17 protein-coding genes are annotated in these 21,812 nt (G+C 62.9%); 4 read left to right on the top strand and 13 right to left on the bottom strand.

Annotated elements, in window-relative coordinates:
* Nucleotides 1–205: 205 nt before the first annotated feature.
* The 6 genes from xth to mnmE all read right to left on the bottom strand — a co-directional run bounded on the left by xth (nt 206) and on the right by mnmE (nt 7,306).
* Nucleotides 206–1,027: an exodeoxyribonuclease III gene (gene xth, locus ABXS05_RS08115; protein ID WP_311934050.1), complete on the bottom strand. Its 822-nt coding sequence runs from the start codon at nt 1,025–1,027 to the stop codon at nt 206–208.
* A 269-nt stretch (nt 1,028–1,296) separates the two neighbouring features.
* On the bottom strand, nt 1,297–2,175 hold the full coding sequence (locus ABXS05_RS08120; RefSeq protein ID WP_311934051.1) for a ParB/RepB/Spo0J family partition protein: 879 nt from the start codon (nt 2,173–2,175) through the stop codon (nt 1,297–1,299).
* A gap of 9 nt (nt 2,176–2,184) precedes the next feature.
* Nucleotides 2,185–2,991: a ParA family protein gene (locus ABXS05_RS08125; RefSeq protein WP_311934052.1), complete on the bottom strand. Its 807-nt coding sequence runs from the start codon at nt 2,989–2,991 to the stop codon at nt 2,185–2,187.
* Between the two features lie 39 nt (nt 2,992–3,030).
* Nucleotides 3,031–3,675 carry a 16S rRNA (guanine(527)-N(7))-methyltransferase RsmG gene (gene rsmG / locus ABXS05_RS08130; protein ID WP_367623534.1) on the bottom strand — a complete coding sequence of 215 codons (645 nt, stop codon included), beginning with the start codon at nt 3,673–3,675 and terminating at the stop codon, nt 3,031–3,033.
* 192 nt (nt 3,676–3,867) lie between these two features.
* Nucleotides 3,868–5,736, bottom strand: a complete 1,869-nt coding sequence (gene mnmG, locus ABXS05_RS08135) for a tRNA uridine-5-carboxymethylaminomethyl(34) synthesis enzyme MnmG (protein WP_367623535.1) — start codon at nt 5,734–5,736, stop codon at nt 3,868–3,870.
* A 247-nt stretch (nt 5,737–5,983) separates the two neighbouring features.
* Nucleotides 5,984–7,306, bottom strand: a complete 1,323-nt coding sequence (mnmE, locus tag ABXS05_RS08140; protein WP_367623536.1) for a tRNA uridine-5-carboxymethylaminomethyl(34) synthesis GTPase MnmE — start codon at nt 7,304–7,306, stop codon at nt 5,984–5,986.
* 109 nt (nt 7,307–7,415) lie between these two features.
* On the opposite strand from mnmE, the gene ABXS05_RS08145 reads away from it, so the two are divergent.
* Entirely contained in the window at nt 7,416–9,449 is a 2,034-nt protein-coding gene (locus ABXS05_RS08145) for a thioredoxin domain-containing protein (protein WP_311934056.1), read from the top strand.
* A 363-nt stretch (nt 9,450–9,812) separates the two neighbouring features.
* Here ABXS05_RS08145 and rho read toward each other — a convergent pair whose 3' ends face one another.
* The 3 genes from rho to hemE form a co-directional block, all read right to left on the bottom strand.
* Nucleotides 9,813–11,078 (bottom strand): transcription termination factor Rho, encoded by a 1,266-nt coding sequence (gene rho / locus ABXS05_RS08150; protein ID WP_311934057.1) that lies wholly within the window; start codon nt 11,076–11,078, stop codon nt 9,813–9,815.
* A 244-nt stretch (nt 11,079–11,322) separates the two neighbouring features.
* Nucleotides 11,323–11,763, bottom strand: a complete 441-nt coding sequence (gene hemJ, locus ABXS05_RS08155) for a protoporphyrinogen oxidase HemJ (protein WP_311934058.1) — start codon at nt 11,761–11,763, stop codon at nt 11,323–11,325.
* Nucleotides 11,764–11,855: 92 nt separating this feature from the next.
* Nucleotides 11,856–12,878 (bottom strand): uroporphyrinogen decarboxylase, encoded by a 1,023-nt coding sequence (gene hemE / locus ABXS05_RS08160; RefSeq protein WP_367623537.1) that lies wholly within the window; start codon nt 12,876–12,878, stop codon nt 11,856–11,858.
* A gap of 545 nt (nt 12,879–13,423) precedes the next feature.
* On the opposite strand from hemE, the gene ABXS05_RS08165 reads away from it, so the two are divergent.
* The 3 genes from ABXS05_RS08165 to ABXS05_RS08175 all read left to right on the top strand — a co-directional run bounded on the left by ABXS05_RS08165 (nt 13,424) and on the right by ABXS05_RS08175 (nt 17,128).
* Nucleotides 13,424–14,263, top strand: coding sequence for a pyruvate, water dikinase regulatory protein (locus ABXS05_RS08165; protein WP_311934060.1), 840 nt, complete (start codon nt 13,424–13,426; stop codon nt 14,261–14,263).
* Nucleotides 14,264–14,464: 201 nt separating this feature from the next.
* Nucleotides 14,465–14,935, top strand: coding sequence for a hypothetical protein (locus ABXS05_RS08170; protein ID WP_367623538.1), 471 nt, complete (start codon nt 14,465–14,467; stop codon nt 14,933–14,935).
* A gap of 135 nt (nt 14,936–15,070) precedes the next feature.
* Nucleotides 15,071–17,128, top strand: coding sequence for an oxidoreductase (locus ABXS05_RS08175; protein ID WP_367623540.1), 2,058 nt, complete (start codon nt 15,071–15,073; stop codon nt 17,126–17,128).
* 184 nt (nt 17,129–17,312) lie between these two features.
* Here ABXS05_RS08175 and ABXS05_RS08180 read toward each other — a convergent pair whose 3' ends face one another.
* The 4 genes from ABXS05_RS08180 to ABXS05_RS08195 all read right to left on the bottom strand — a co-directional run bounded on the left by ABXS05_RS08180 (nt 17,313) and on the right by ABXS05_RS08195 (nt 21,803).
* The gene (locus ABXS05_RS08180) at nt 17,313–17,981 is read right to left on the bottom strand and encodes a TetR/AcrR family transcriptional regulator (protein WP_367623541.1); all 669 of its coding nucleotides are present in this window, start codon (nt 17,979–17,981) and stop codon (nt 17,313–17,315) included.
* A gap of 27 nt (nt 17,982–18,008) precedes the next feature.
* Complete coding sequence (locus ABXS05_RS08185) at nt 18,009–18,788, bottom strand: transporter substrate-binding domain-containing protein (protein ID WP_367623542.1); 780 nt, start codon at nt 18,786–18,788, stop codon at nt 18,009–18,011.
* 577 nt (nt 18,789–19,365) lie between these two features.
* A complete protein-coding gene (locus ABXS05_RS08190) occupies nt 19,366–20,550 on the bottom strand; it encodes a serine hydrolase domain-containing protein (RefSeq protein ID WP_367623543.1) in 1,185 nt (394 codons plus the stop codon).
* 218 nt (nt 20,551–20,768) lie between these two features.
* The gene (locus ABXS05_RS08195; RefSeq protein WP_311934068.1) at nt 20,769–21,803 is read right to left on the bottom strand and encodes an ABC transporter substrate-binding protein; all 1,035 of its coding nucleotides are present in this window, start codon (nt 21,801–21,803) and stop codon (nt 20,769–20,771) included.
* Between the last annotated feature and the right edge of the window lie 9 nt (nt 21,804–21,812).

Consider the following 21,812-nt stretch of genomic DNA (forward strand, 5'->3'; position numbering starts at 1 on the left):
TTTAAGTTGTCGGCTTAGTTTCTTGTTAGCCATGACCGCGGCGAGTGCAGACAGAAAACGCTCTTGAAGCCGCGATGCTCGAACTCGCTGTCCGTGCGCGGGTGCATCCAACGACTGCCAAATCAGCTTCGTTGGGACACCTCGATCCCAAGCCGTGATCCAGGCTCAGCCGTTCGCCTCTCGAACGGAGTTCGCCCGATTGTAGTCAGTCGATCTCGAAGACGCCCGTGACCGGCACGTGGTCCGAAGGCTTTTCCCAGCCACGGGCTTCGCTGAGAATCTCGATCGACCGGGCCGTGCCGGTCAGGCTCGGGCTCGCCCAGATATGATCGAGCCGCCGGCCGCGATTGGAGGCAATCCAGTCGGCCGCGCGATAGCTCCACCACGTATAGAGTTTGGCCGGCTCGGGCGTGAACTCGCGCATCAGGTCGATCCAGCCGCCAACGGCGATCATCGCCTTCATCGCCTCGGTTTCCACTGGCGTATGCGAGACGACGTCGAGCAGCTGCTTGTGGCTCCAGACATCATGCTCGAAAGGCGCGATGTTGAGGTCTCCCACCAGCAGGGCACGACCATTGGCTTGCGGAAAATCACCGGCAAACCACTCATGCATCTCCGCGAGAAAATCGAGCTTGTGGCCGAATTTCGGATTGAGCTCGCGGTCGGGAATGTCCCCGCCCGCCGGAACGTAGAAGTTGTGAACGGTGAGCGGCTGCTTCAGTCCGGCTTCAGCCCCAAGGCGGATCGAAATATGGCGGGCGTCGCCCTTCTGGCAGAACTCACGCTTGTCGACCATCTCGAAGGGCAAGCGCGAAAAGATCGCTACGCCGTGATAGCCCTTCTGCCCGTTGAAGGCGATATGCTCGAAACCGAGCTTACGCACATCGTTGAGGGGAAACTTGCCATCCTCGACCTTGGTTTCCTGCAGGCAGAGGATGTCCGGGTTTTTCTCCCTCACCAAGCGCTCGACCAGCCCCATGCGCAGACGAACCGAATTGATATTCCAGGTGGTGAGGGTGATCTGCATGGAAAAAACACTCGGGTGAGGGTGGGCCGCCACGCCCGGCGTGGCATGTCTGTTTGGGGGAATAACCGCCGGGTAGGCAGCGTCTCCGGGTTGACCGAAGCCGATCATGGCGGACCCATCTCCTCGCTAGGTCAGAGGATCGGTCCGGCTGCGACCAGAAAGAAGTTGGCAGCTACGGCCCTCGATCCGATTCCGAAAACCGATCGGACCATAGGCTTTGCTATCTTGTCGTTTTTCCGAAAGCAGGATGAGCTTCCGGCCGGGACGGGCTAGCCACGCAAACGGCGGCAGAGATCGTCGAGTTGCTCAAGCGATTTGTAGCGAATCTTCAACTCGCCTCCATCGCCGCGATGATCGAGCACGACCTTGAGACCGAGCACGTCCGAGATCGTCCGCTCCAGCGCAATCGTATCGGGGTCCTTCTCGACGCGGCTGCGCGCCCGCAAGGTCTTGCCGGCACTTTGCGACTGGTCCTGCACGATGCTCTCGGCATCGCGCACCGACATGTTCTCGTCGATGATCAGTCGGGCCACGCTTTCGGGATCGGAGACCGACAGGAGGGCACGGGCATGCCCGGCTGTCAGTTTGCCGCTTACGACATTGACCTTGATCGCATCGGGAAGCTTGAGCAGACGAAGCGTGTTTGCCACATGGCTACGGCTCTTGCCGATGACCTTGGCAAGATCATTCTGGGAATAGGAGAATTCCTCGATCAGACGATCATAGCCAATCGCCTCTTCGATAGCGTTGAGGTCGGCACGCTGGACGTTCTCGATGATCGCAAGTTCGAGCGCTTCCTTATCCGAAGCTTCGACAATCGTTACGGGTACATCATGAAGTTCGGCCCGCTGCGCAGCACGCCAGCGCCGTTCGCCCGCGATGATCTCATAGGCATCCATGCTGCCGGCAACAGCGCGAACCAGGATCGGCTGAATGATGCCTTTCTCGCGAACAGAATTGGCGAGATCCTCGAGTTCTTCCTCGCTGAAATTCTGCCGTGGATTCTTGGGGTTAGGCCGCAGGAAGCCCGTCGGCACCCGGCGTTGGCCGCGGGCCCGTTCAATCGCCGCCCCCTCCTCGCCAGCGTCGCCGATCAAGGCGGCCAGGCCGCGCCCCAGGCGCGGACGCATTCTATCATCAGAAGTCATGATCGCTCCTTACGCAGCACGCAACAATTTCTCGCGCTGAATCACTTCGGAGGCGAGACGAACATAGGCCTGGCTACCCGGGCATTTGAGGTCATAGAGCAGCGAAGGCTTACCATAGGACGGCGCTTCCGAGACACGAACATTGCGCGGAATGACCGTTTGATAGACTTTCTCACCCAGGAAATCGCGCACATCCGCCATGACCTGCCCAGAGAGATTGTTCCGAGCATCATACATGGTCAGCACCACACCGTGAATGCTGAGATGGGGATTGAGCGAATTGCGCACCTGCTCCACCGTACGCAGCAGCTGCGACAACCCTTCCAGAGCAAAGAATTCACATTGCAGGGGCACCAGGACAGCATCTGCAGCTGCCATGGCATTCACCGTGAGAAGATTGAGTGAGGGCGGGCAGTCCACCAGGACATAGGAGCAGGGAAAATCACTCGACGAAGCCAAGGCGTGAATGGCCTTGCGCAGACGGAATGCACGATCGCGCTCACCGGCGATTTCAAGCTCGACCCCGAGCAAATCCATATTGGAGGGCGCCAGATGCAGCCGTGGCACCACGGTTTCGACGATCGCAGCACGCAGATCGCAATCACCGACCATCACATCATAAGTGGTCCGCACGCGCTGCTTCATGCCGATACCAAGACCCGTAGAAGCATTGCCCTGGGGATCGAGATCGATGATCAGCACATCTTCGCCGATTGCGGCGAGGGCCGTGCCGAGATTGATGGCTGTCGTGGTCTTGCCAACCCCACCCTTCTGATTGGCAATAGCGAGAATACGCGGCAACGTCATGGCACCCATCTTTCCTGCAGCCCAAAGCGTGGAAACGGCATCTAAATGTCACCCGCCCAGGCGCTTTATCGCGGTTTTGATCGAAACAATCTGCCCGGTCGAGTCAGTAAGGCTCGGTATCAATTCCGCCTGGATATTCCAATATTTAGTTGCCTGGGTCAATTCCTGCCCTACATCTTGTCCCTTGAGAAACAGCGCCTGCGCGCCCGTTTTCAACAGCTCCTCGCTATAGTCGAGCAATTCTGGTAGCGATGCCAGAGCGCGCGCCGTGATCATATCCGCGCCGTCCGACCAGCCAGATACGAAATCTTCGATTCGAAGGGCATGCACTGTCGCGGGCGCGTTGGTTATGCGGGCCACTTCTCGCAGAAAGGAGGCCTTGCGTCCGTTCGACTCGACGAGATGCACTCGAAATCCCGGGATGGACTTGTTCGCTATTGCCAGGACCATGCCGGGAAAGCCGGCGCCACTGCCGAGATCAACAACCGTCCTGGCATTGCCCAGCAGAGGAAGCAATTGAGCGCTGTCGGCTATATGCCGGGTCCAGACTTGCGAAAGGGTGGACGGCGCCACCAGATTCTTGACCCTCTGCCAGCGTTGCAGGGCATCGACATAGAGGTCAAAGTCTCCAACTGTTTCACGTGAAACAGGGAGGGATCGCAAGGCTGCTTGGCGGTCAGTGTCCAGAGTCATGCCCGGACCATGGCTGATCCGGCTTCTGGAGGCAAGCAAGACCTGGAGTAATCCAACGCTGCGGCTAGCCCCAACCGTGTGGGTTTGAGAACGCTCGCTCGTCAGCCACCTGCCTCAACCCGGCTGCGCTCCCTCACACTTCGAGCGGTTCGATCGACGTTCTCGAAGCTATTCGATACGAGTCCGAATCGATCAAAGGATTGCTCTTGCCTGCTTGCGCTTGCGTAGCGCTGCCAGCAGAAGGGTGGTTGCCGCCGGCGTGATACCGTCGATCCGGCTCGCCTGGCCAATGGTCCGCGGTTGCACGCTGGCGAATTTCTGCCGGGTCTCGTTGGAAAAGCCAACGACAGCCTGGAAGTCAAAATCACTAGGAATTTCAATGTCTTCGTCGCGGCGAAAGGCCGCCACATCCGCCTTCTGCCGCTCCAGATAAACAGCATATTTGGCTTCGATCTCGACCTGCTCCAGCACCGTCCCCTCGAACCCGGCCGCCTCAGGCCACAGCCGGGCCAGATCGGAGAAACCGACATTGGGATAGGCGAGGAGATCGAAGGCGGAGCGCCTGACGCCGTCGCGGTTGATATGGATGCCGGCAACCTCCGCCTGGTTCGGCGTCACCGAAACGGATCGGCTCCAGACCAGGGCCGCGTCGAAGGCGGCCTGCTTGGCCTTCCAGGCCCGTTGCCGCTCCGCTCCGACCAGGCCGAGGGCGAGGCCTCGGTCGGTCAGGCGCCGGTCGGCATTGTCGGCCCGCAGGGTCAGGCGATATTCGGCCCGCGAGGTGAACATGCGATAGGGCTCGCTGACGCCGCGGGTAACCAAGTCGTCGATCATCACGCCGATATAGGATTCGTCGCGGCGGAAGCTCACGCCTTCACCGCCAGCGGCTCGGTGGGCTGCATTCAAGCCAGCAACCAGGCCCTGCGCACCCGCTTCCTCATAGCCGGTGGTGCCATTGATCTGCCCGGCCAGGAACAGCCCACGTACCCGCCGCGCCTCCAGCGTGGCGTCGAGCTCGCGCGGATCGATATGGTCATACTCGATGGCATAGCCGGGTCGGATCATCCGAACCTTCTCCAGGCCGGGAATGGTCACCAGCATGGCCTGCTGCACATCCTCAGGCAGGGAGGTCGAGATGCCGTTCGGGTAGACGGTATGATCGTTCAAGCCTTCCGGCTCCAGGAAGATCTGGTGGCCGTCCCGCTCGCCAAAGCGTACCACCTTGTCCTCGATCGACGGGCAATAGCGCGGGCCCCGGCTTTCAATCTGCCCCGAATAGATTGGAGCCCGGTGGATGTTGTCCTGGATGACCTTGTGGGTCTGCGGCGTGGTGCGGGTGATGCCACAGGAAACCTGCGGATTGGGCAGCTGTGTGGTCAAGGTCGAAAAGGGTTCCGGCGGCTCGTCGCCGGGCTGCATCTCAAGCGAAGCCCAGTCGATGGTTCGGCCATCGAGACGGGCCGGCGTGCCCGTCTTCAGCCGTCCCAGCTCGAAACCGATACGGGCAAGGGTCCGGGAAAGGCCGAGTGCCGGAGCCTCGCCGACACGGCCCGCCGCAATCCTGGTATCGCCGATATGGATGATGCCGCTCAAAAAGGTTCCCGTGGTCAGGACAACCGATCCGCATCCGAATCGATCACCCTTCGTGGTCGTGACAGCCCGGACCCGACCATCCATGATCTCGATATCATCGACTTCCGCCTCGATCACGGTCAGATCGGCCTGCTCGGCAATCGCCGCCTGCATGGCGGCCGCGTAAAGGGCCCGGTCCGCCTGTGCCCGCGGCCCGCGCACGGCGGGTCCCTTGCGGCGGTTGAGCACGCGGAACTGAATGCCGCCCTGATCGGCGACCCGTCCCATCAAACCATCGAGCGCGTCTATCTCGCGTACGAGATGTCCCTTGCCGAGCCCGCCGATCGCGGGGTTGCAGGACATGGTGCCGATGGTCTCGGCTCGATGGGTGATGAGAGCCGTCCGGGCGCCAAGCCGTGCAGCGGCCGCCGCCGCCTCGCAGCCGGCATGGCCGCCACCCACCACGATCACATCGAATTGCCGGTTCATCATCGAATCCATTCGCCCGCCATCCGCGGCTTCGAACGCCCATTCGTCATTGCAAACGCAACCATACGGATCCAGGCATTGGACCCAGGATCGTCCGGCTGCGCTGACGGTGACGGCGCAAATATCCGTGTTTCGCTGCAGCTCTTACGCCGAAGCAGCCTCTGCGTCAAAACCAGCGTGAGATCCAGAACCCGAAGAACCGGGACCGACCCAAACATAGCGGCATTTCCGGATGCCTCGTTCCCACCTACTTGCCGATGCAGAATTCCCGGAAGATCACGTCATAGATCTCGTCGATGTCGACCCTGCCCGTCAGCCGGCCGATGGCCCGCACGGCCAGGCGCAGATCCTCGGCGACGAATTCCACCGGCGTTGCCTCATCCGCCGCCCGCACCGTGGCCAGGTGCGCCGTCACGGTCTCGAGTTCCCGGCGATGGCGCTCCCGCGTCACCAGGGCGGTCTCGCCACTCTCCAGGGCCTTTCTGGCCGCCTGTTCGAGCCGCTCGAGCAAGGCGGGCATGCCTGCGCCACTGCGGGCCGACAGGCCGAGCTCGAAGCCCGCAGGGAGAGTGTGGGGCGGGGGGTCTTGGCTATCGTCCTGCTTGGTGAGAACACGCAGGAGGGGAGCGGGCAGCTCGGGCGGATCCGCACGAGCATCGCCAGCCTCCAGCCAGATCACCAGATCGGCACGGTCCAAGCTCGCCCGAGCCCGCTCCACGCCGATCGCCTCGACCACGTCGTTCGTCTCGCGCAGGCCGGCCGTGTCGATCAGGGTCACCGGATAGCCGCCAAGATCGAGATGGACCTCCAGCGTATCGCGGGTGGTGCCGGCAATGGGAGAGACGATGGCGACATCGCGCCGGGCCAGGGCATTGAGCAGCGTGGACTTGCCGGCATTGGGCGGTCCCGCAATCACCATTACCGCGCCCTCGCGCAATCGCTCGCCGCTGCGCGCGCCTCGCAAGGCCATCTCGATCTCCGCCAGCAAGGCCTCAGCCCCGGACCGGACCGAGTGGAACAGGGCAGGGACGTCCTCTTCGTCCGGAAAGTCGATCTCGGCTTCCATCAGCGCCAACAGGCCGGCAAGGCGCTGCCGCCAAGCCATGGCCGCCCGCTCCAGCGCGCCACCCGCCTGGCGCAAGGCCTGGCGCCGCTGGCTTGATGTCTCGGCCTCGACCAGGCTGGCGATACCCTCCGCCGAGGTCAGATCCATCCGGCCATTGGCGACGGCCCGCCGGGTAAACTCACCCCGCTCGGCCAGGCGAAAGCCCGGCAGGGCGGTCAGGGCCGCGATCACCCCGGCAATGATGGCCCGGCCGCCATGCACCTGCAATTCGGCGACATCCTCGCCCGTGAAGCTGGCCGGGCCCGGAAAGAACAGCACCAGCGCTTCGTCGAGCACCTCGCCGTTGCCGGGATCCTTCAGACGCCGCAACGCGGCACGGCGCGGCTGCGGCACACTTCCGGCAATCGTTTCCAATCCGAATCGAACCGAGGGACCGGACAGCCGGATCACGGCAACACCGGCACGGCCGACACCCGAGGCGAGCGCGACGATGGTCTCAGCCATGAGCGAACACTCCGCCCGCCCGGACAGATCCCGCCCTTGATGACACCGAAGCGCTTTCACTTCCCGGCCGGCGACCCCATACTCTCTTCTCGAAGGAGAGGCTGCCATCATGTCCACCGCGCTGCAAAACAACCTCGCTCATGAAACCAGCCCCTATCTGATCCAGCATGCCGGCAATCCGGTGCATTGGCAGCCCTGGGGCGAAGAGGGCCTGGCGCTTGCCCGGGCCCAGAACAAACCGATCCTGCTCTCCGTCGGCTACGCCGCTTGCCATTGGTGCCACGTCATGGCCCATGAGAGCTTCGAGAATCCCGACATCGCCGCCGTCATGAACGAGCTTTTCATCAACATCAAGGTGGATCGCGAGGAAAGGCCCGATATCGACCAGATCTACATGACGGCTCTTCACGCTCTCGGGGAGCAGGGCGGCTGGCCTCTCACCATGTTTCTCACACCCGGTGGCGAACCCTTCTGGGGGGGCACCTATTTCCCGCCTGAATCGCGCTATGGCCGTCCTGGCTTCGTCGACGTGCTCCGGGCCATTGCCAAGGCCTACCACACCGATTTCGAGCGGGTCGGCCGCAATCGCCAGGCACTGCTTGGCGTGCTCAACCGCATCCCCCAGCGTGGCGATCGCGCCTTCGGTGCCGACGGCCTCGCCCAGGCGATCGCTGCCTTGGCCGGCATCACCGATCCCGTCAATGGCGGCACCAAGGGTGCGCCGAAATTTCCGAACGCATCCTATCTCGAATTGCTCTGGCGCGGCGGACCGGGCAGCGAAGCCCGCAAGCTGATGCTGCTGACGCTGGAGCGCATCTGCCAGGGCGGCATCCGCGATCATGTCGGCGGCGGCTTTGCGCGCTACAGCGTCGATGAGTATTGGCTGGTGCCGCATTTCGAGAAGATGCTCTATGACAACGCCCAATTACTCGAATTGCTGGCGCTGGCCTGGCAGGAGACCAAACGCGATCTCTATCGCCAGGCGGCCATCGAACTGGTCGAATGGCTGCAACGCGAGATGCTGGCGGGAGACGGCCAAATCTCGAACAGCTTGGCTTTTGCCGCTTCTCTCGATGCCGATTCGGAGGGGCATGAAGGCCGCTTCTATGTCTGGAGGCCGCATGAACTCGTCGAGATCCTCGGTGTCGATGATGCCGAATTCGTGGCCCACACCTTCGACATCGCCGACGGAGGCAATTGGGAAGGCCAGTCCATTCCCAATCGTCTCGGCAAGGACGACCTCGAGCCGGCGCTCGAAATAGGCTGGCAGGATCTGCGGCCCAGGCTGATTGCTGAGCGGGCCAAGCGCGTCGCGCCAGCCCGCGACGACAAGGTCCTGGCCGACTGGAACGGTCTCGCCATTGCAGCGCTCGCCCGTGCTTCCGTCACATTCGACAGGCCGGACTGGCTCGCTCTTGCCCAGGCAGCCTTTCGTTTCGTCGCCGAATCCATGGCCGACGGGCCGCGCCTCGGCCATTCCTGGCGCGAGGGCCGGCTGCTCAAGCCGGGCCTCGCCAGTGATCTCGCAGCCATGATCAGGGCGGCGCTGGCCCTGCACGAGGCCGGAGCGGGGCAGGCCTATCTCGATCGGGCCCTTGGCTGGGCAGAGGCGATCGAACGCGACTATGCCGATGCCGAGGGCGGCGGATATTTCCTCACCGCAGAGGACGCTGCGGCGCTGATCACCCGGCCGCGCTCCACCCTCGACGATGCCGTTCCCAACGCCAACGGCATCATGGCGGACAATCTGGTCCGTCTCGCTGCCTTGACCGGCGAGCAGCGCTGGCTACAGCGCGGCGACGAGATGTTCACGGCATTGTCGCCGGCAATGGCCGGCAATGTCTTCGGCCACGCCTCCCTGCTCAATGCCCTCGACCTCAGGCTCCATGGCCTGGAAATCGTGGTGCTGGGCAGCGGGGCGGCGGCCGATCAGCTTTACCGCTCTGCGCTCGATCAACCCTTTCCGAGCCGGACCATCCTGCGGGCAGCGCGGATTGAGGAACTGCCCGCGGGGCATGCCGTGCGCCAGGCCGATGCCGGTGGCGGGCCGGCCGCCTTCGTCTGCTCGGGTCAACGCTGCTCACTTCCTGTCGGGGATCCAGCGGCGCTCGCCGAGACGATCCGGTCCATGCGGGGCGCCTAGGCAAAGCAAGCACCGCCTGTTTCACGTGAATCACCGGCAGCCTGTTTCACGTGAATCAGGTGGGAAGGCCATGCGGTTCAACCTAAGCGACGTCGAAGTTCGCACGGCCTCTATCGAAGCGTTCCCCCTACAGGAGAGCGGTTTGGGGTCGGAGGGTGATTCACGTGAAACAGGGTTAATTGTATCCGGTACTTCCTGCCGCCGTTCATACCGATTGGCCCTGGAGGCAATGTCTACCTTCGCATGGGAACCAGAATCGCCCCTTCTTGCTCGCAACCGGTCCATTCCGTTTCCGAATCGGTGCCGGACGCAAAACGGCCCGGCATTACTGCCGGGCCGTCTGGAACGATCTGGGCGGATGCCTCAGGTGTTCATCGAGTCGAAGAAGTCCGCATTGACCTTGGTCTGCCGGAGCTTGTCGAGCAGGAACTCGATGGCGTCGACCGTGCCCATCGGGTTGAGGATGCGGCGCAGCACATACATCTTCTTGAGAATGTCGTTCGCCACCAGCAGCTCTTCCTTGCGGGTGCCCGAGCGAGTGATGTCGATCGCCGGGAAGACACGCTTATCGGAGACCTTGCGGTCGAGGATGATTTCGGAGTTGCCGGTGCCCTTGAACTCTTCGAAGATGACTTCGTCCATGCGCGAGCCGGTCTCGATCAGCGCCGTCGCAATGATGGTCAGCGAGCCGCCCTCTTCGATGTTACGGGCCGCGCCGAAGAAGCGCTTGGGACGCTGCAGGGCGTTGGCGTCGACACCGCCGGTCAGCACCTTGCCGGAGGACGGCACCACGGTGTTGTAGGCACGGCCGAGGCGGGTGATTGAATCGAGCAGGATGACCACGTCGCGGCCATGCTCGACCAAGCGCTTGGCCTTCTCGATCACCATTTCCGAAACCTGGACGTGGCGGCCAGCCGGTTCGTCGAAGGTGGAGGAGATCACCTCACCCTTCACCGAACGCTGCATGTCGGTGACTTCTTCCGGACGCTCGTCGATCAGAAGCACGATCAGGTAGCATTCGGGATGGTTGGCGGTGATCGACTGGGCAATGTTCTGCAGCAGCACCGTCTTACCGGTACGCGGCGGCGCCACGATCAGGGCGCGCTGGCCCTTGCCGATCGGCGAGACGATGTCGATGACGCGCGAGGAATAATCCTTCTTGGTGGCGTCGCCGATTTCGAGCTTCAGCCGCTGGTTGGGATAGAGCGGCGTGAGGTTGTCGAAATTGATCTTGTGCTTGGTCTTGTCCGGATCTTCGAAATTGATCGTGTTGACCTTGAGCAGGGCGAAATAGCGCTCGCCATCCTTGGGAGAGCGGATGATGCCCTCGACCGTATCGCCGGTGCGCAGGCCGAATTTGCGGATCTGCGAGGGTGACACATAGATGTCGTCAGGGCCGGGCAGATAATTGGCCTCGGGCGAGCGCAGGAAGGCGAAGCCGTCCTGCAGCACCTCGACGACACCTTCGCCGACGATCTCGACCTCGCGATTGGCGAGCTGCTTGAGCACGGCGAACATGAGTTCCTGCTTGCGCATCGAGGAGGCGTTCTCGACCTCGAGTTCCTCCGCGAAGGCAAGCATTTCGATTGGGGTTTTGGATTTGAGATCCTGAAGTTTGATTTCCCGCATGGGGGTCCTTGTTGGGGGATGGATTCGTTGGATCACGCGCATCAAAGAAGCGCGAATAAGAAGATTCTCGGGGGGAACAGGTCTTGTTATCGCCAGACTTAGTCTTGCGTCAGCGCCGTGGCCGGGTTCGACACCCATACCCTCAAGACGCCAGCCTGCAATGGAAGGAGAAAGGCTTTATACAGCCGGCCCTGCGCCTGGGCAAGCGGGCGGACCGGCCAAATGTCGAAAAAGCGTGAAATCCTCAGAAGGGCTTCACCACGACCAGGATGACGATCAGAATCATCAGAACGGTAGGAATTTCGTTGATCATCCGGAAGAATTTCGCCGGGCGGACATTGCGGTCCTCGGCGAACTCCCGCGTCAGCTTTGAAAACCAGCCATGCACACCCGAAAGCAGCAGCACAGCCAAGAATTTCGCATGGAACCAGGGCTGGCTGTAGAAGCCAGACGACCACACCAGCAGCAGGCCGAAAATCCAGGTTGCGCCCATGGCCGGGTTGATAATGGCCTTCAGGAGGCGGCGTTCCATCACCTTGAAGGTTTCGCTCTGGATCGAGCCCTTGGCGGCTTCGGCGTGATAGACGAACAGGCGCGGCAGATAGAGCATGCCCGCCATCCAGGCGATCACGGCGATGATGTGCCCCGCCTTTACGAGATCATAGGCCGTGCCGCCATATTCCATCACGTCGTTCCTGCATTTGGTGGGTGCCGCCCCTTCTCCTCGTCAGCGAGAAGGCTGCTTTTCCGGCACGGATTATCACCAGTCTAACAACCCTAGCCCCTGATTCGCTTCAGCATCTGCTCGACATGGGCGATCGGCGTCTGCGGCACGATGCCGTGGCCCAGATTGAAGATGAAGGGCTTGCCGGAGAGGTTCTCGAGAATGCGGTCGAGCGCCCGGTTCAGGGGATCGCCGCCCGCCACCAGCGCCAGGGGGTCGAGATTGCCCTGTACCGGCTTCAGCGGCTGGACTTCCTGTGCCGCCCAGGCTGGATCGACTGCCCAATCGAGCCCGATGGCATCGACCGCCACATCCTGCGCATAATCGCGATAGAAGGAACCCGCGCCACGCGGAAAGCCGATGATGCGCGCTCCGGGACGGCGCGCCCTGACGCCCTCGACGATGCGCTTGGCAGGTTCGATAGCCCAGCGCTCGAATTCGTCCGGCGGAAGGATGCCCGCCCAGCTGTCGAATATCTGGACAGCGTCGACGCCATTTTCAAGTTGGGCCGCCAAATAATCGATCGAAGCCGCCACCAGTCGGTCGATCAGGGCGGCGAAGAAGACCGGATCCTGATAAGCGGCGAGGCGTGCGGGCAGCTGGTCCTTCACCCCGCGTCCGGCGATCATATAGGTCGCCACTGTCCAGGGCGCCCCGCAAAAGCCGAGGAAGGTCACATTGGCCGGCAGCGTCGCCTTGACCTGGCGGATGGTCTCGAACACAGGCGCCAGATGATCGAGATCGACTTGGCTCTTGAGACCCACCAGGCCGGCAAGGTCCGTGACCGGCTCCAGCCGCGGGCCCTCGCCCTCCTCGAACCAGACTTTCTGTCCCAAGGCATCGGGCACCACCAGAATGTCCGAGAACAGGATGGCAGCATCGAAGCCGAAGCGCCTGATCGGCTGCAAGGTCGCCTCGATGGCGAGATCGGGCGTGTAGCAGAAGTTCAGAAAGCCCGAAGCCTTGGTCCTGATCGCCCGATATTCCGGCAGATAGCGTCCCGCCTGGCGCATCAGCCAGATTGGCGGCACCGGCTGAGCCTTGCCGGCGAGGACATCGAGGAGAGCTTTGGTCATATGGGTCAGGCTTTCTCGGCAATACGAGGCAGGGGCGATGGATCGAACCGGACGCTTCGGCCGGTTGGCCCCGCTGGAAGATTGAGACGTCGCTGGACTATCGCATCCATTCTTGAGGGCGTTCGGAAATCCAGCTCGGCGACAGGGTTCGCCCGATCCGACCTACCGCCAGAAAAAATGAAAAAGAGAGATATGAATCTTCATTCTCTTTCTTCTTAACGCCTCGTTTACCGTGCTTCCTTGCCGTCCACAATCTATTCACAGGCGGCAGGCAAGCGTCGTCGAAAATTCAGTGCGAAAAATCGGAAGAAAGCCGCGCGGATTCCAGCCGTTGAATCAAGGCGGTGGCGGCAAGCTCGGGGGGAGGGCGCCGAGTCTCACTTAGCGCCTTATGAGTCTTTTGCAACCGAGCACGCGGAATCCCATCCCAAGCGATCAGCCTGTTGATGAAAGATCGAGTTCTTCCACAGCCTCTCTTAAGAAGGGGTTAAGGCCCTTCAGCTGTCCCCACTTGTCCACAAGGCCATCCCGCGCTACGTCCTGTCATGGCCACAAGAAGCTTCTTCCATCTTCACCTGGTTTCGGACTCCACCGGCGAGACTTTGATCATGGCCGGGCGAGCTGTCGCCGCCCAGTATCCGGCAGTCTCGGCGCTCGAGCATATCTACCCGCTGGTACGCAGCGAGCGCGATCTCGACCGCACCATCGCCGAGATCGAAGCCAATCCGGGCGTGGTGCTCTATACTCTGGTCGAACCGGAACTGGCGGAGCGGCTGGAGCGCAGCTGCCGCGAGATGGGCGCTCCGGTATTATCGGTGCTGCAGCCGATCTTCGATCTGTTCAAATCCTATCTCGGCACCGAGGTGATGGTGAAGCCCGGCGCCCAGCATGTGCTGAATGCCGATTATTTCCGCCGCATCGACGCGCTCAACTACACGATGATGCATGATGACGGCCTGATGCCGACCGATTACGAGGAAGCCGACGTGCTGCTCCTCGGCGTCAGCAGAACCTCCAAGACGCCGACCTCGATCTATCTGGCTCATCGCGGTGTCAAGACCGCCAATATTCCACTGGTTCCCGGCGTGCCGCTGCCGCCGGAAGTCGAGCATCTGAAGAATCCGCTGATCGTTGGCCTGTTCGCCTCGCCCGAGCGCATCGTGCAGATCCGCGAGAACCGTGTGCTGACCCTCAGCCCGCATCACGAAGTGGATACCTATACCGACCGCATGGCGGTGGCCGAGGAGATCGCCCAGTCCCGGCGCCTGTTCTCCCAGCGCGGCTGGCCGATGATCGACGTCACCCGCCGTTCGATCGAGGAAACCGCGGCGGCCATCCAGGGCCTGCTGCGCGCCCATCGCCGCGCCCGCATCGTGGAGACGTAAGGGCAGCTGCTGTCGTTCATGCTGTAGCGCCGGATACAACGCCGAGGCGCGGGAACGGCTATGTCTTCACCGACAGAGCTTGGCGATCGTCGGGATTCGACTTCGAGATCGCCTTTTTGTCATTGCTTCGCTGCGCTCGCAATGACGACGGGTAATCCGGCTGGAATTGGGCTGGTTTGGTAGGTTCGGGAACGATTGACGATGATTGCCGATGCAACGCCTGTGGCGCCGAAACCTCGCCCGGTTCTGAGCTTTCTCGTCCACCTCGCCTTCTGTCTCATCGGCATCGCCCTCGCTTCGCTCACGGCGGCCCTGACCTATATCGGCGCGATCATGGTTCGGTCCGATACCGGCCTCGGCGATGCCGGGGATGCCCCGACCCTGATTGGTGCCCTGGCTTATATGACCGTGCTGCTCGCCGGCCTGCCGGCACTGCTGACCCGTGCCCTCATGCACCTGCTCGGCTGGCGGGCGCCCTGGCCCTATATGGCGGCGGCGGCGATCGTCGCGGCCGTCGGTGCGGTCTATCTGATGTTCGGTACCGAGTGGATTTCCAACGGGAACCCCGAACTTGCCGGCGTAGCCCTCGGCTTCGGTTTGATGGGGGCGCTCTGCGGCCTGGTGTTCTGGGTGGTGGCGGTATGGCTGCCCGACCGCCTTTTGAGGCGCTAGCGCCGCTGCATCCTGATTGATTGGGTCATTACGCTTGGCCTGAGCCCCGCGTGACTGGCCGCCGGCAGCTGCTTGCGTTCCATGGCGAAACATCTATTCTTGTTGAACAAATGTACAACAAGAGATCAGGTCGAGATGCCCCGCAATCCGCGCTACGACATTCTGTTCGAACCGGTGCGCGTTGGCCCGGTCACCGCACCCAATCGCTTCTACCAGACACCGCATGCCACCGGCATGGGCTATCTCAGGCCGGAAAGCGGCGCCAAGCTGCGCGGCATCAAGGCAGAGGGCGGCTGGGGTGTAGTCTGCACGGAATATTGCTCGATCCATCCGAGTTCGGACGATTCGCCCTTCGGCTTCCTGACCCTGTGGGACGAGGACGATGTGCGCTCGCTCATGCCCACGGTGGAAGCCATCCATGATCATGGCAGCCTTGCCGGCGTGGAGCTGTGGCATGGCGGCTCCCATGCCAATAACCGCCTGACGCGCGAGCCCGTCCTGGCGCCGTCGGCCCGTCCGGCTCTGATTCCGCAGCCGGGCAGTGCGCGCGCCATGGACAAGGCCGACATCAAGGCGTTCCGGGCCTGGCACCGCGATGCTGCCCTGCGGGCTAGGCGGGCCGGCTTCGACATCGTCTATTGCTATGCCGGCCACGATTATCTGCCGTTCCAGTTCCTGTCGCCCCGCCTCAATCTGCGCGGCGACGAATATGGCGGCAGCCTCGCCAATCGCGTCAGGCTGCTGCGGGAACTGATCGAGGACACGCATGAGGCCGTCGGCGACCGCTGCGCGGTTGCCGTGCGCCTGTCGGTCGACGAATTGCACGGGCCGCGCGGCATCACCTCCCAGGGGGAAGGGCGGGAGATCCTGGCCATGCTGGCGGAGCTGCCGGATCTGTGGGACGTCAACGTCTCCGGGTCGCTCGGCAATGATTCCCGCTCCGCCCGCTTCAGCGACGAAGGCTTCCAGGAAGAGCATGTCGCCTTCGTCAAGGCTCTCACCAGCAAGCCGGTGGTCAGCGTCGGGCGTTTCACCTCGCCCGACAGCATGGTGAGCCAGGTCCGGCGCGGCATCCAGGATTTCATCGGCGCCGCCCGCCCCTCCATCGCCGACCCCTTCCTGCCCAGGAAAATCGATGAGGGCCGGGAGGACGAGATCCGCGAATGCATCGGCTGCAATATCTGCCGTTCGGCCAATAACGAGGCCGTGCCGCTGCGCTGCACGCAAAATCCCACCATCGGCGAGGAATGGCGGCGCGGCTGGCATCCCGAGCGCATCGAAACGACGGCCGGCGGGCCGTCACGCGTGCTGGTGGTAGGCAGCGGCCCGGCGGGCCTCGAATGCGCCCTGACCCTCGGGCGCCGCGGGCATCGCGTGATGCTCGCCGAGGCCGAGCGCCGGCTCGGCGGCCGTATCAATCGCGAATCCACCCTGCCGGGGCTCGCCAGCTGGGCTCGCGTGCGCGACTACCGCCTCACCATGATCGGCAAGCTGCCGGCCATCGAGCTCTTTCCGGAAAGCCCGCTCGCTGCCGAGGACGTTTTGGGGCTCGAGGCCGAGCATGTCGTGCTCGCGACCGGCAGCCGCTGGCGGCGCGACGGCATCGGCAGCCTCGGCGAGGAGGCCGCTGACCTCGGCACCGGCCAGATCCTTACGCCCGACGACATCTTCGCCGGTGCCGAGGTCGGCGGGCCGGTGCTGATCTATGACGACGAGCATTACGCCATGGGCGGTGCTCTGGCCGAGACCTTCCGCAGGCAAGGCCATGAGGTACGGCTGGCCACTCCGGCAGCCATGTTGTCGAGTTGGACCGTGATGACGGACGAGCAGTTCTTCATCCACAGGCGGCTCCTGGAACTTGGCGTGGAACCGCTGCTCGGCCAGCGCCTGGCCGGAGCGGCGGAAGGCGTGGCCGAACTCGCCTGCACCTATACCGGGCGGATCCGCCGGCATGATTTTGGCACCCTCGTCCTGGTCACCGGCCGCATGGCGGAGGATGGCCTCTATCGCGAGCTGGCCGATAGGGCCGGGCAGTGGGCGGCGGCCGGCCTCCGCTCCGTCACCCGCATCGGCGATTGCCTGGCACCCTCGTCGATCGCCGACGCCGTGTATGCCGGCCATCGCTGGGCTCGCGAGTTCGACAGGCCGCCAGCGGAGATCGTGCCGCGTCGGGAACGGCCGCTGCCGGCTTGAAGCTGGCGTTTCCGATATCATCCTTCTCCCCTTGCGGGTGTCGTCCACTCCACTTGGAGTGGACTGGATGCCCCGAAGGGGCGGATGAGGGGAGATACGCAACCTTTGAAGGGTTCGCGCTTCACCCCTCATCCGTCATTGCTGCGCAATGCCACCTTCTCCCGCAAGGGGGAGAAGGTCGCTTCTACCGCAGGGACCCCAGCGCGCTTTCAAGCAGGCCGAGGCTGGCCTCTTCGGCCTCGGCCGGGGTCACCGCCTTGTCGTCGAGGCACCATTCCAGCCAGAGGCCGTCGACCAAAGCGATGAAATTGCGAGCGAGTCCGGCGGCGTCGACCGGGCGGCTGCGATGGGCGGCAATGGCAGCGATTTCGACGGCCAGTTCGCCGCGATAGGCCTCGTAGAGGCGGCGATGGGCCTGGCGCAGCTTGTCATTGACGGCGATCTCGCCCCAGAGCGCCAGCCAGACCAGCAGATTGTCGCGGGTGAAGGAACGCGGCTGGAAATTGGAGCGCACCAGGGCGAGCAGGACGGCCTCAGGCGGGTTCCCTGTCCGGTCTTGCCGCTGCCGGCGGGCCTGCGCGATATGCTCGCTGACGCTTTCATAGAGCGAGGATTGGTAGACCTCGACCAGGAGATCGTCGAGGCTGCCGAAATGATGGTTGATCAGGCCGCGCGAGACCTGGGCTTCCTTGCAGATGCTGTCGATGGTGAAGGCGGCGATACCGCCCTTGGCGAGAGCGCGTATGGCGGCCTCGATCAGCTGGCGCCGGCGGACGTCTGCGGTTTCGCGGTTGAAGCGGGGCGCGCGCTTGGCGGGGCGGGGCGGTGTCGGCGAAACGGAGCTCAAACCCAATCGCTTTCTTCCGACACCGGCGTGCGCTCAGTTCTTGGGCGGCGTGCCGATATCGAAGCTGAAATATCTCTTGGCGAGCTTGTCGAACTCACCGCTCTTGTAGACGGCAGTGATGCCCGCATCGAGCCTGGCCTTCAAGTCGATATCGCCCTTGCGCAGGCCGCCGGCGATACCCGCCTCGAAAATCGGGTCCTTGGGCACGTTCTTGACCTCGCAGCATTCGCCGTCCTTACCCTTGAGAAAATCGGCCAGCGCGATGCTGTCGGCCAGGCCGAGATCGAGGCGGCCGGCGACGAGATCGGCATTGGCAGCATCCTGGGTCGAGTAGGTCTTCACGCTGGCTTCGGGATAGGCGCGAGCGATATAATCGGCATAGACCGTACTCGTCTGCACGCCGACGGTCTTGCCCTTCAGCCCGCCAGGCGAAAAGTCGAAGCTGTCGCCCTTGGCGCCGACGAAGTGAGCCGGGGTGGTGTAATAGGGGATGGTGAAGGCGATCTGCTGGGAGCGTTCCGGCGTGATGCCCATCGAGGCCCAGATCACGTCGATCTTGTTTGAATTGAGCGCCGGGATGATGCCGTCCCAGGCGGTCTGCACGATCTCGCAATCGAGCTTGGCGGCCTTGCAGACGGCCTTGGCGAGATCGACCTCGAAACCGACCCATTGCCCCTCGGCATCCTTGGCCGCGAAGGGCGGATAGGGTTCGGCGGCAAGGCTGACGCGGGTCGGCGCGGCCTCGGCCCCGGTGATGGCGACGTAGAGCAGGGCGGCGGCGGCGATACAACGCGTCCCGATGTGACGAGGCATGGTGTCTTTCCGTTCTCTCTGGCTGCACTGGCATGGCCGCGAAAGATCGGATGATCGGCAGGGACAGGCATGAACGTTTCCCGATGCCGAGCATCCTCCGCCACGGCTGCTGTTCTCTCTTATTGAACAAACGTACAACAAGAGAAGCGGCGATGCAATGGGCGTGGTGGGGCAGGGCGCGCGTCAACGCGGCCCTTGCAATCTTGCTCGCACGGAAAGGGATTATTCGGGTCCAAATATTATGGTGTTCGCCAGTGGCAGCGCTCGCCAAGCGTCGTCGGGCTCAGGTCATGGCCCGGTATCAAAAACCGAAAACACGGAGCGCGACCCGCCTTCTCCACGCAGTGGGGAAGGTGGCATTGCGGAGCAATGACGGATGGGGTGTGGTGGGCAACGTGATAGCCATTGGAGGTTTGCATGACGGTGATGCAAACCTATTACGTGCGGAGCGTTGCCCGCCACACCCCACCCGACCCGACTTCGTCGGGCCACCCTCCCCACTGCGTGGAGAGGGCAGATCGTCTCGTTCTGCTAGGCCCTGCGGTGTTAGGCTGAGGAACCGAGCAACGCCGGTGACCTATACTATCGCCGCCAGGGCCTCGAACAGCTGGAGATTCAGCCTGTCGGTGGGATCGTCCACCGGTTCGGGTTGCGACGACATCTTGACGATCACCACCTCGGCGGCCGGGTTCACATAGAGCCACTGGCCGTGAATGCCGATGGCCAGGAAGGCGCCGTTGGCATAGCCGGTCTGATACCATTTGTTGCGGTAGCGGCCCTGGCCGAGCAGATGCACGAAATCGCCCTGCTGCCAGGCTTCGCTGCTGCCGCCCCGGCAGGTGTCCTCGACCCAGTTTCGCGAGACGATGCGGGTGCCGTCGAGACTGCCGCCCTGGCGCATCATTTCGCCGACACGGGCAAGATCCCGCGCACTCATGCTCACGCCGCCCGCGGCGCGCGCCGTGCCCGCGGCATCGACCGTGACAATGCCATCCTGGCGGGCACCGATCTTCTGCCATAGACGCGAGGAGGCGTAGTCGGCATAGCGCTCGCCGCTGGCCCGTTCGACCACAATGCCAAGCAGGTCGGAATTGGGCGAGCGGTAGCGGAAGGGGCCGCCATGCTCGCCGGCGCCCTTGGGCATGGAGGCGATAAAGCCCAGCAGCGTGCCGGGATCCTGGCCCGGCGCCGAGGGGTTCCACAAGGTGGCGCGCCGATAGCGGGCAAACTCGCCGGTGGGATCGAGATAGGCTTCCTCGAAGGAGAGGCTGACGCGCATGTCGAGCAGATGGCGCACGCTGGCGTCGGCAAAGGCCGAACCTGCGACCTCGGGCACATAGTCGGCGATCGGCGCCTCGGGGTCGAGCCGTCCCTCGTCCTCGGCGACACCGGCCAGGATCGCGGTCAGCGATTTGGAGATGGAAAAGACGATGTGGCGGCTGGCGCTGGTGAAATGCGCGGCATGGTAGTCGGCGACGAAGCGGCCCGCCTTCATCACCACCAGGGCATCCGTGGAGGTCTTTTCGAGGATGTCGGCGAGAGAACCCCGCTCCGCCCCGATCTCCAGTTTTTCGCGCAGCAGGCCGGAAGGATCGGCATCCGGGGGTTCGGACTGGGCGGCGTTGGCGGCGATCCGGGCCGTCGGCACCAGTTCGGACACGTTGCGGAAGGCCCAGACATTCCAGGGCGCCTGGCGCCAATTGCCGAGCTGCACGGCATCACGGCGAAAGCCATAGGCGGTTTCGAAGGCTGAAAGAGACATGGGTGATGGATATACGTGAGCAATTGATGGGAGATCAGGATGTGACGTAGTCAGCCTTCTCCCCTTGCGGGAGAAGGTGGCGCGAAGCGCCGGATGAGGGGTCTTGTGCGACCGTACCAGAAGGGTGGTGCGACCCCTCATCCGTCCCTTCAGGGCACCTTCTCCCGCAAGGGGAGAAGGAAATCGCGCTTCATTCTTCTTGGTCGAGATGGACGCCCCTACTTCTGCAGCTCGGTCCAGATCTTGCTGTAGAGTTCGGTCACTTCGGGCGGGCAGGCATGCGAGAACTCGGCGGTCTTCATGATCGCCTCGGGCACGTTGACCTCAGGCGCATCCTTCATGTCGGCCGGCATGAACTTTTCCGAACCGGCGATGCCGTTGGCATAGCGGTGGAAGGCCGAGTTCATCGCCGCGTTTTCAGGATCCATCATGAAGTTCATGAACAGCTTGGCGTTCTCGACATTCTTGGCTTCCTTCAGCACGACGATGTTGTCGCTCCACAGTTGCACGCCTTCCTTCGGATAGCCGTAATGGATCTGCGGGTGGCCCAGGCGCTGGCGCAGGGCCGAGCCATTCCAGTCGCTGGAAGCCTTGAAGTCGCCGGCGCCCATCTTCTCGATGGTGTTGTATTCCATCGCGATCCAGTTGGGCTTGGCCTTGACCAGGGTGTCGCGCACCTTCTTGAGCAGGGCCTTGTCGCCGTCGCACATCTTGCCGCCATTGTAGCGGATGGCGGCGTGGATGACGTCGTTCATCTCGGGCACGACATTGGTCTTGCCCTTCAGCTCGGGCGGCGTGTCGAAGATGATGCCCCAGGTGTTGATGTCACCCTTGTAGACGTCGGTATTGACCACGACACCGACCGTGCCCCAGGCCCATGGCACCGAATATTTGCGGCCGGGATCGAAGGGCGGATCGGCCCATTCCTTGGCGACGTTCTTGAAGTTCTCCATCTTGGAGGGGTCGACCTCCTGGACGAGGCCTTCGGAGATCCAGATCGGGATGAAGTTCTGCGAGGGCATGGCGATGTCGTAGCCCGTGCCGCCCTGGCGCACCTTGGCGAGCGCCGTGTCATTGGAGTCGTAGTCGGTGATGGTGACCTTGACGTTGTATTTCTGCTCGAACTTCTTGATCATCTCCGGACTGGTGTAGTTGCCCCAGTTGAAGATGTTGAGCGCGCCCTCCGCGCTGGCGAGGCTCGTGGATGCGAGCAGCGCCAGGGCGGCCGCTGTGGCCGTCGATTTCCAGTTCATCTCTGTCTC

Source organism: Labrys neptuniae (assembly GCF_040797145.1).
GTDB lineage: Bacteria > Pseudomonadota > Alphaproteobacteria > Rhizobiales > Labraceae > Labrys > Labrys neptuniae.

Bases quoted from the DNA above. Each gene is read 5' to 3' on its own strand.
- ABXS05_RS08170 (WP_367623538.1), top strand. From the start codon at position 14,465: ATGATTGCCGATGCAACGCCTGTGGCGCCGAAACCTCGCCCGGTTCTG.
- rsmG (WP_367623534.1), bottom strand. From the start codon at position 3,675: ATGACTCTGGACACTGACCGCCAAGCAGCCTTGCGATCCCTCCCTGTT.
- ABXS05_RS08120 (WP_311934051.1), bottom strand. From the start codon at position 2,175: ATGACTTCTGATGATAGAATGCGTCCGCGCCTGGGGCGCGGCCTGGCC.
- hemE (WP_367623537.1), bottom strand. From the start codon at position 12,878: ATGACCAAAGCTCTCCTCGATGTCCTCGCCGGCAAGGCTCAGCCGGTG.
- ABXS05_RS08175 (WP_367623540.1), top strand. From the start codon at position 15,071: ATGCCCCGCAATCCGCGCTACGACATTCTGTTCGAACCGGTGCGCGTT.
- ABXS05_RS08190 (WP_367623543.1), bottom strand. From the start codon at position 20,550: ATGTCTCTTTCAGCCTTCGAAACCGCCTATGGCTTTCGCCGTGATGCC.
- mnmG (WP_367623535.1), bottom strand. From the start codon at position 5,736: ATGAACCGGCAATTCGATGTGATCGTGGTGGGTGGCGGCCATGCCGGC.
- hemJ (WP_311934058.1), bottom strand. From the start codon at position 11,763: ATGGAATATGGCGGCACGGCCTATGATCTCGTAAAGGCGGGGCACATC.
- ABXS05_RS08195 (WP_311934068.1), bottom strand. From the start codon at position 21,803: ATGAACTGGAAATCGACGGCCACAGCGGCCGCCCTGGCGCTGCTCGCA.
- ABXS05_RS08165 (WP_311934060.1), top strand. From the start codon at position 13,424: ATGGCCACAAGAAGCTTCTTCCATCTTCACCTGGTTTCGGACTCCACC.
- xth (WP_311934050.1), bottom strand. From the start codon at position 1,027: ATGCAGATCACCCTCACCACCTGGAATATCAATTCGGTTCGTCTGCGC.
- ABXS05_RS08185 (WP_367623542.1), bottom strand. From the start codon at position 18,788: ATGCCTCGTCACATCGGGACGCGTTGTATCGCCGCCGCCGCCCTGCTC.
- ABXS05_RS08125 (WP_311934052.1), bottom strand. From the start codon at position 2,991: ATGGGTGCCATGACGTTGCCGCGTATTCTCGCTATTGCCAATCAGAAG.
- rho (WP_311934057.1), bottom strand. From the start codon at position 11,078: ATGCGGGAAATCAAACTTCAGGATCTCAAATCCAAAACCCCAATCGAA.
- ABXS05_RS08145 (WP_311934056.1), top strand. From the start codon at position 7,416: ATGTCCACCGCGCTGCAAAACAACCTCGCTCATGAAACCAGCCCCTAT.
- mnmE (WP_367623536.1), bottom strand. From the start codon at position 7,306: ATGGCTGAGACCATCGTCGCGCTCGCCTCGGGTGTCGGCCGTGCCGGT.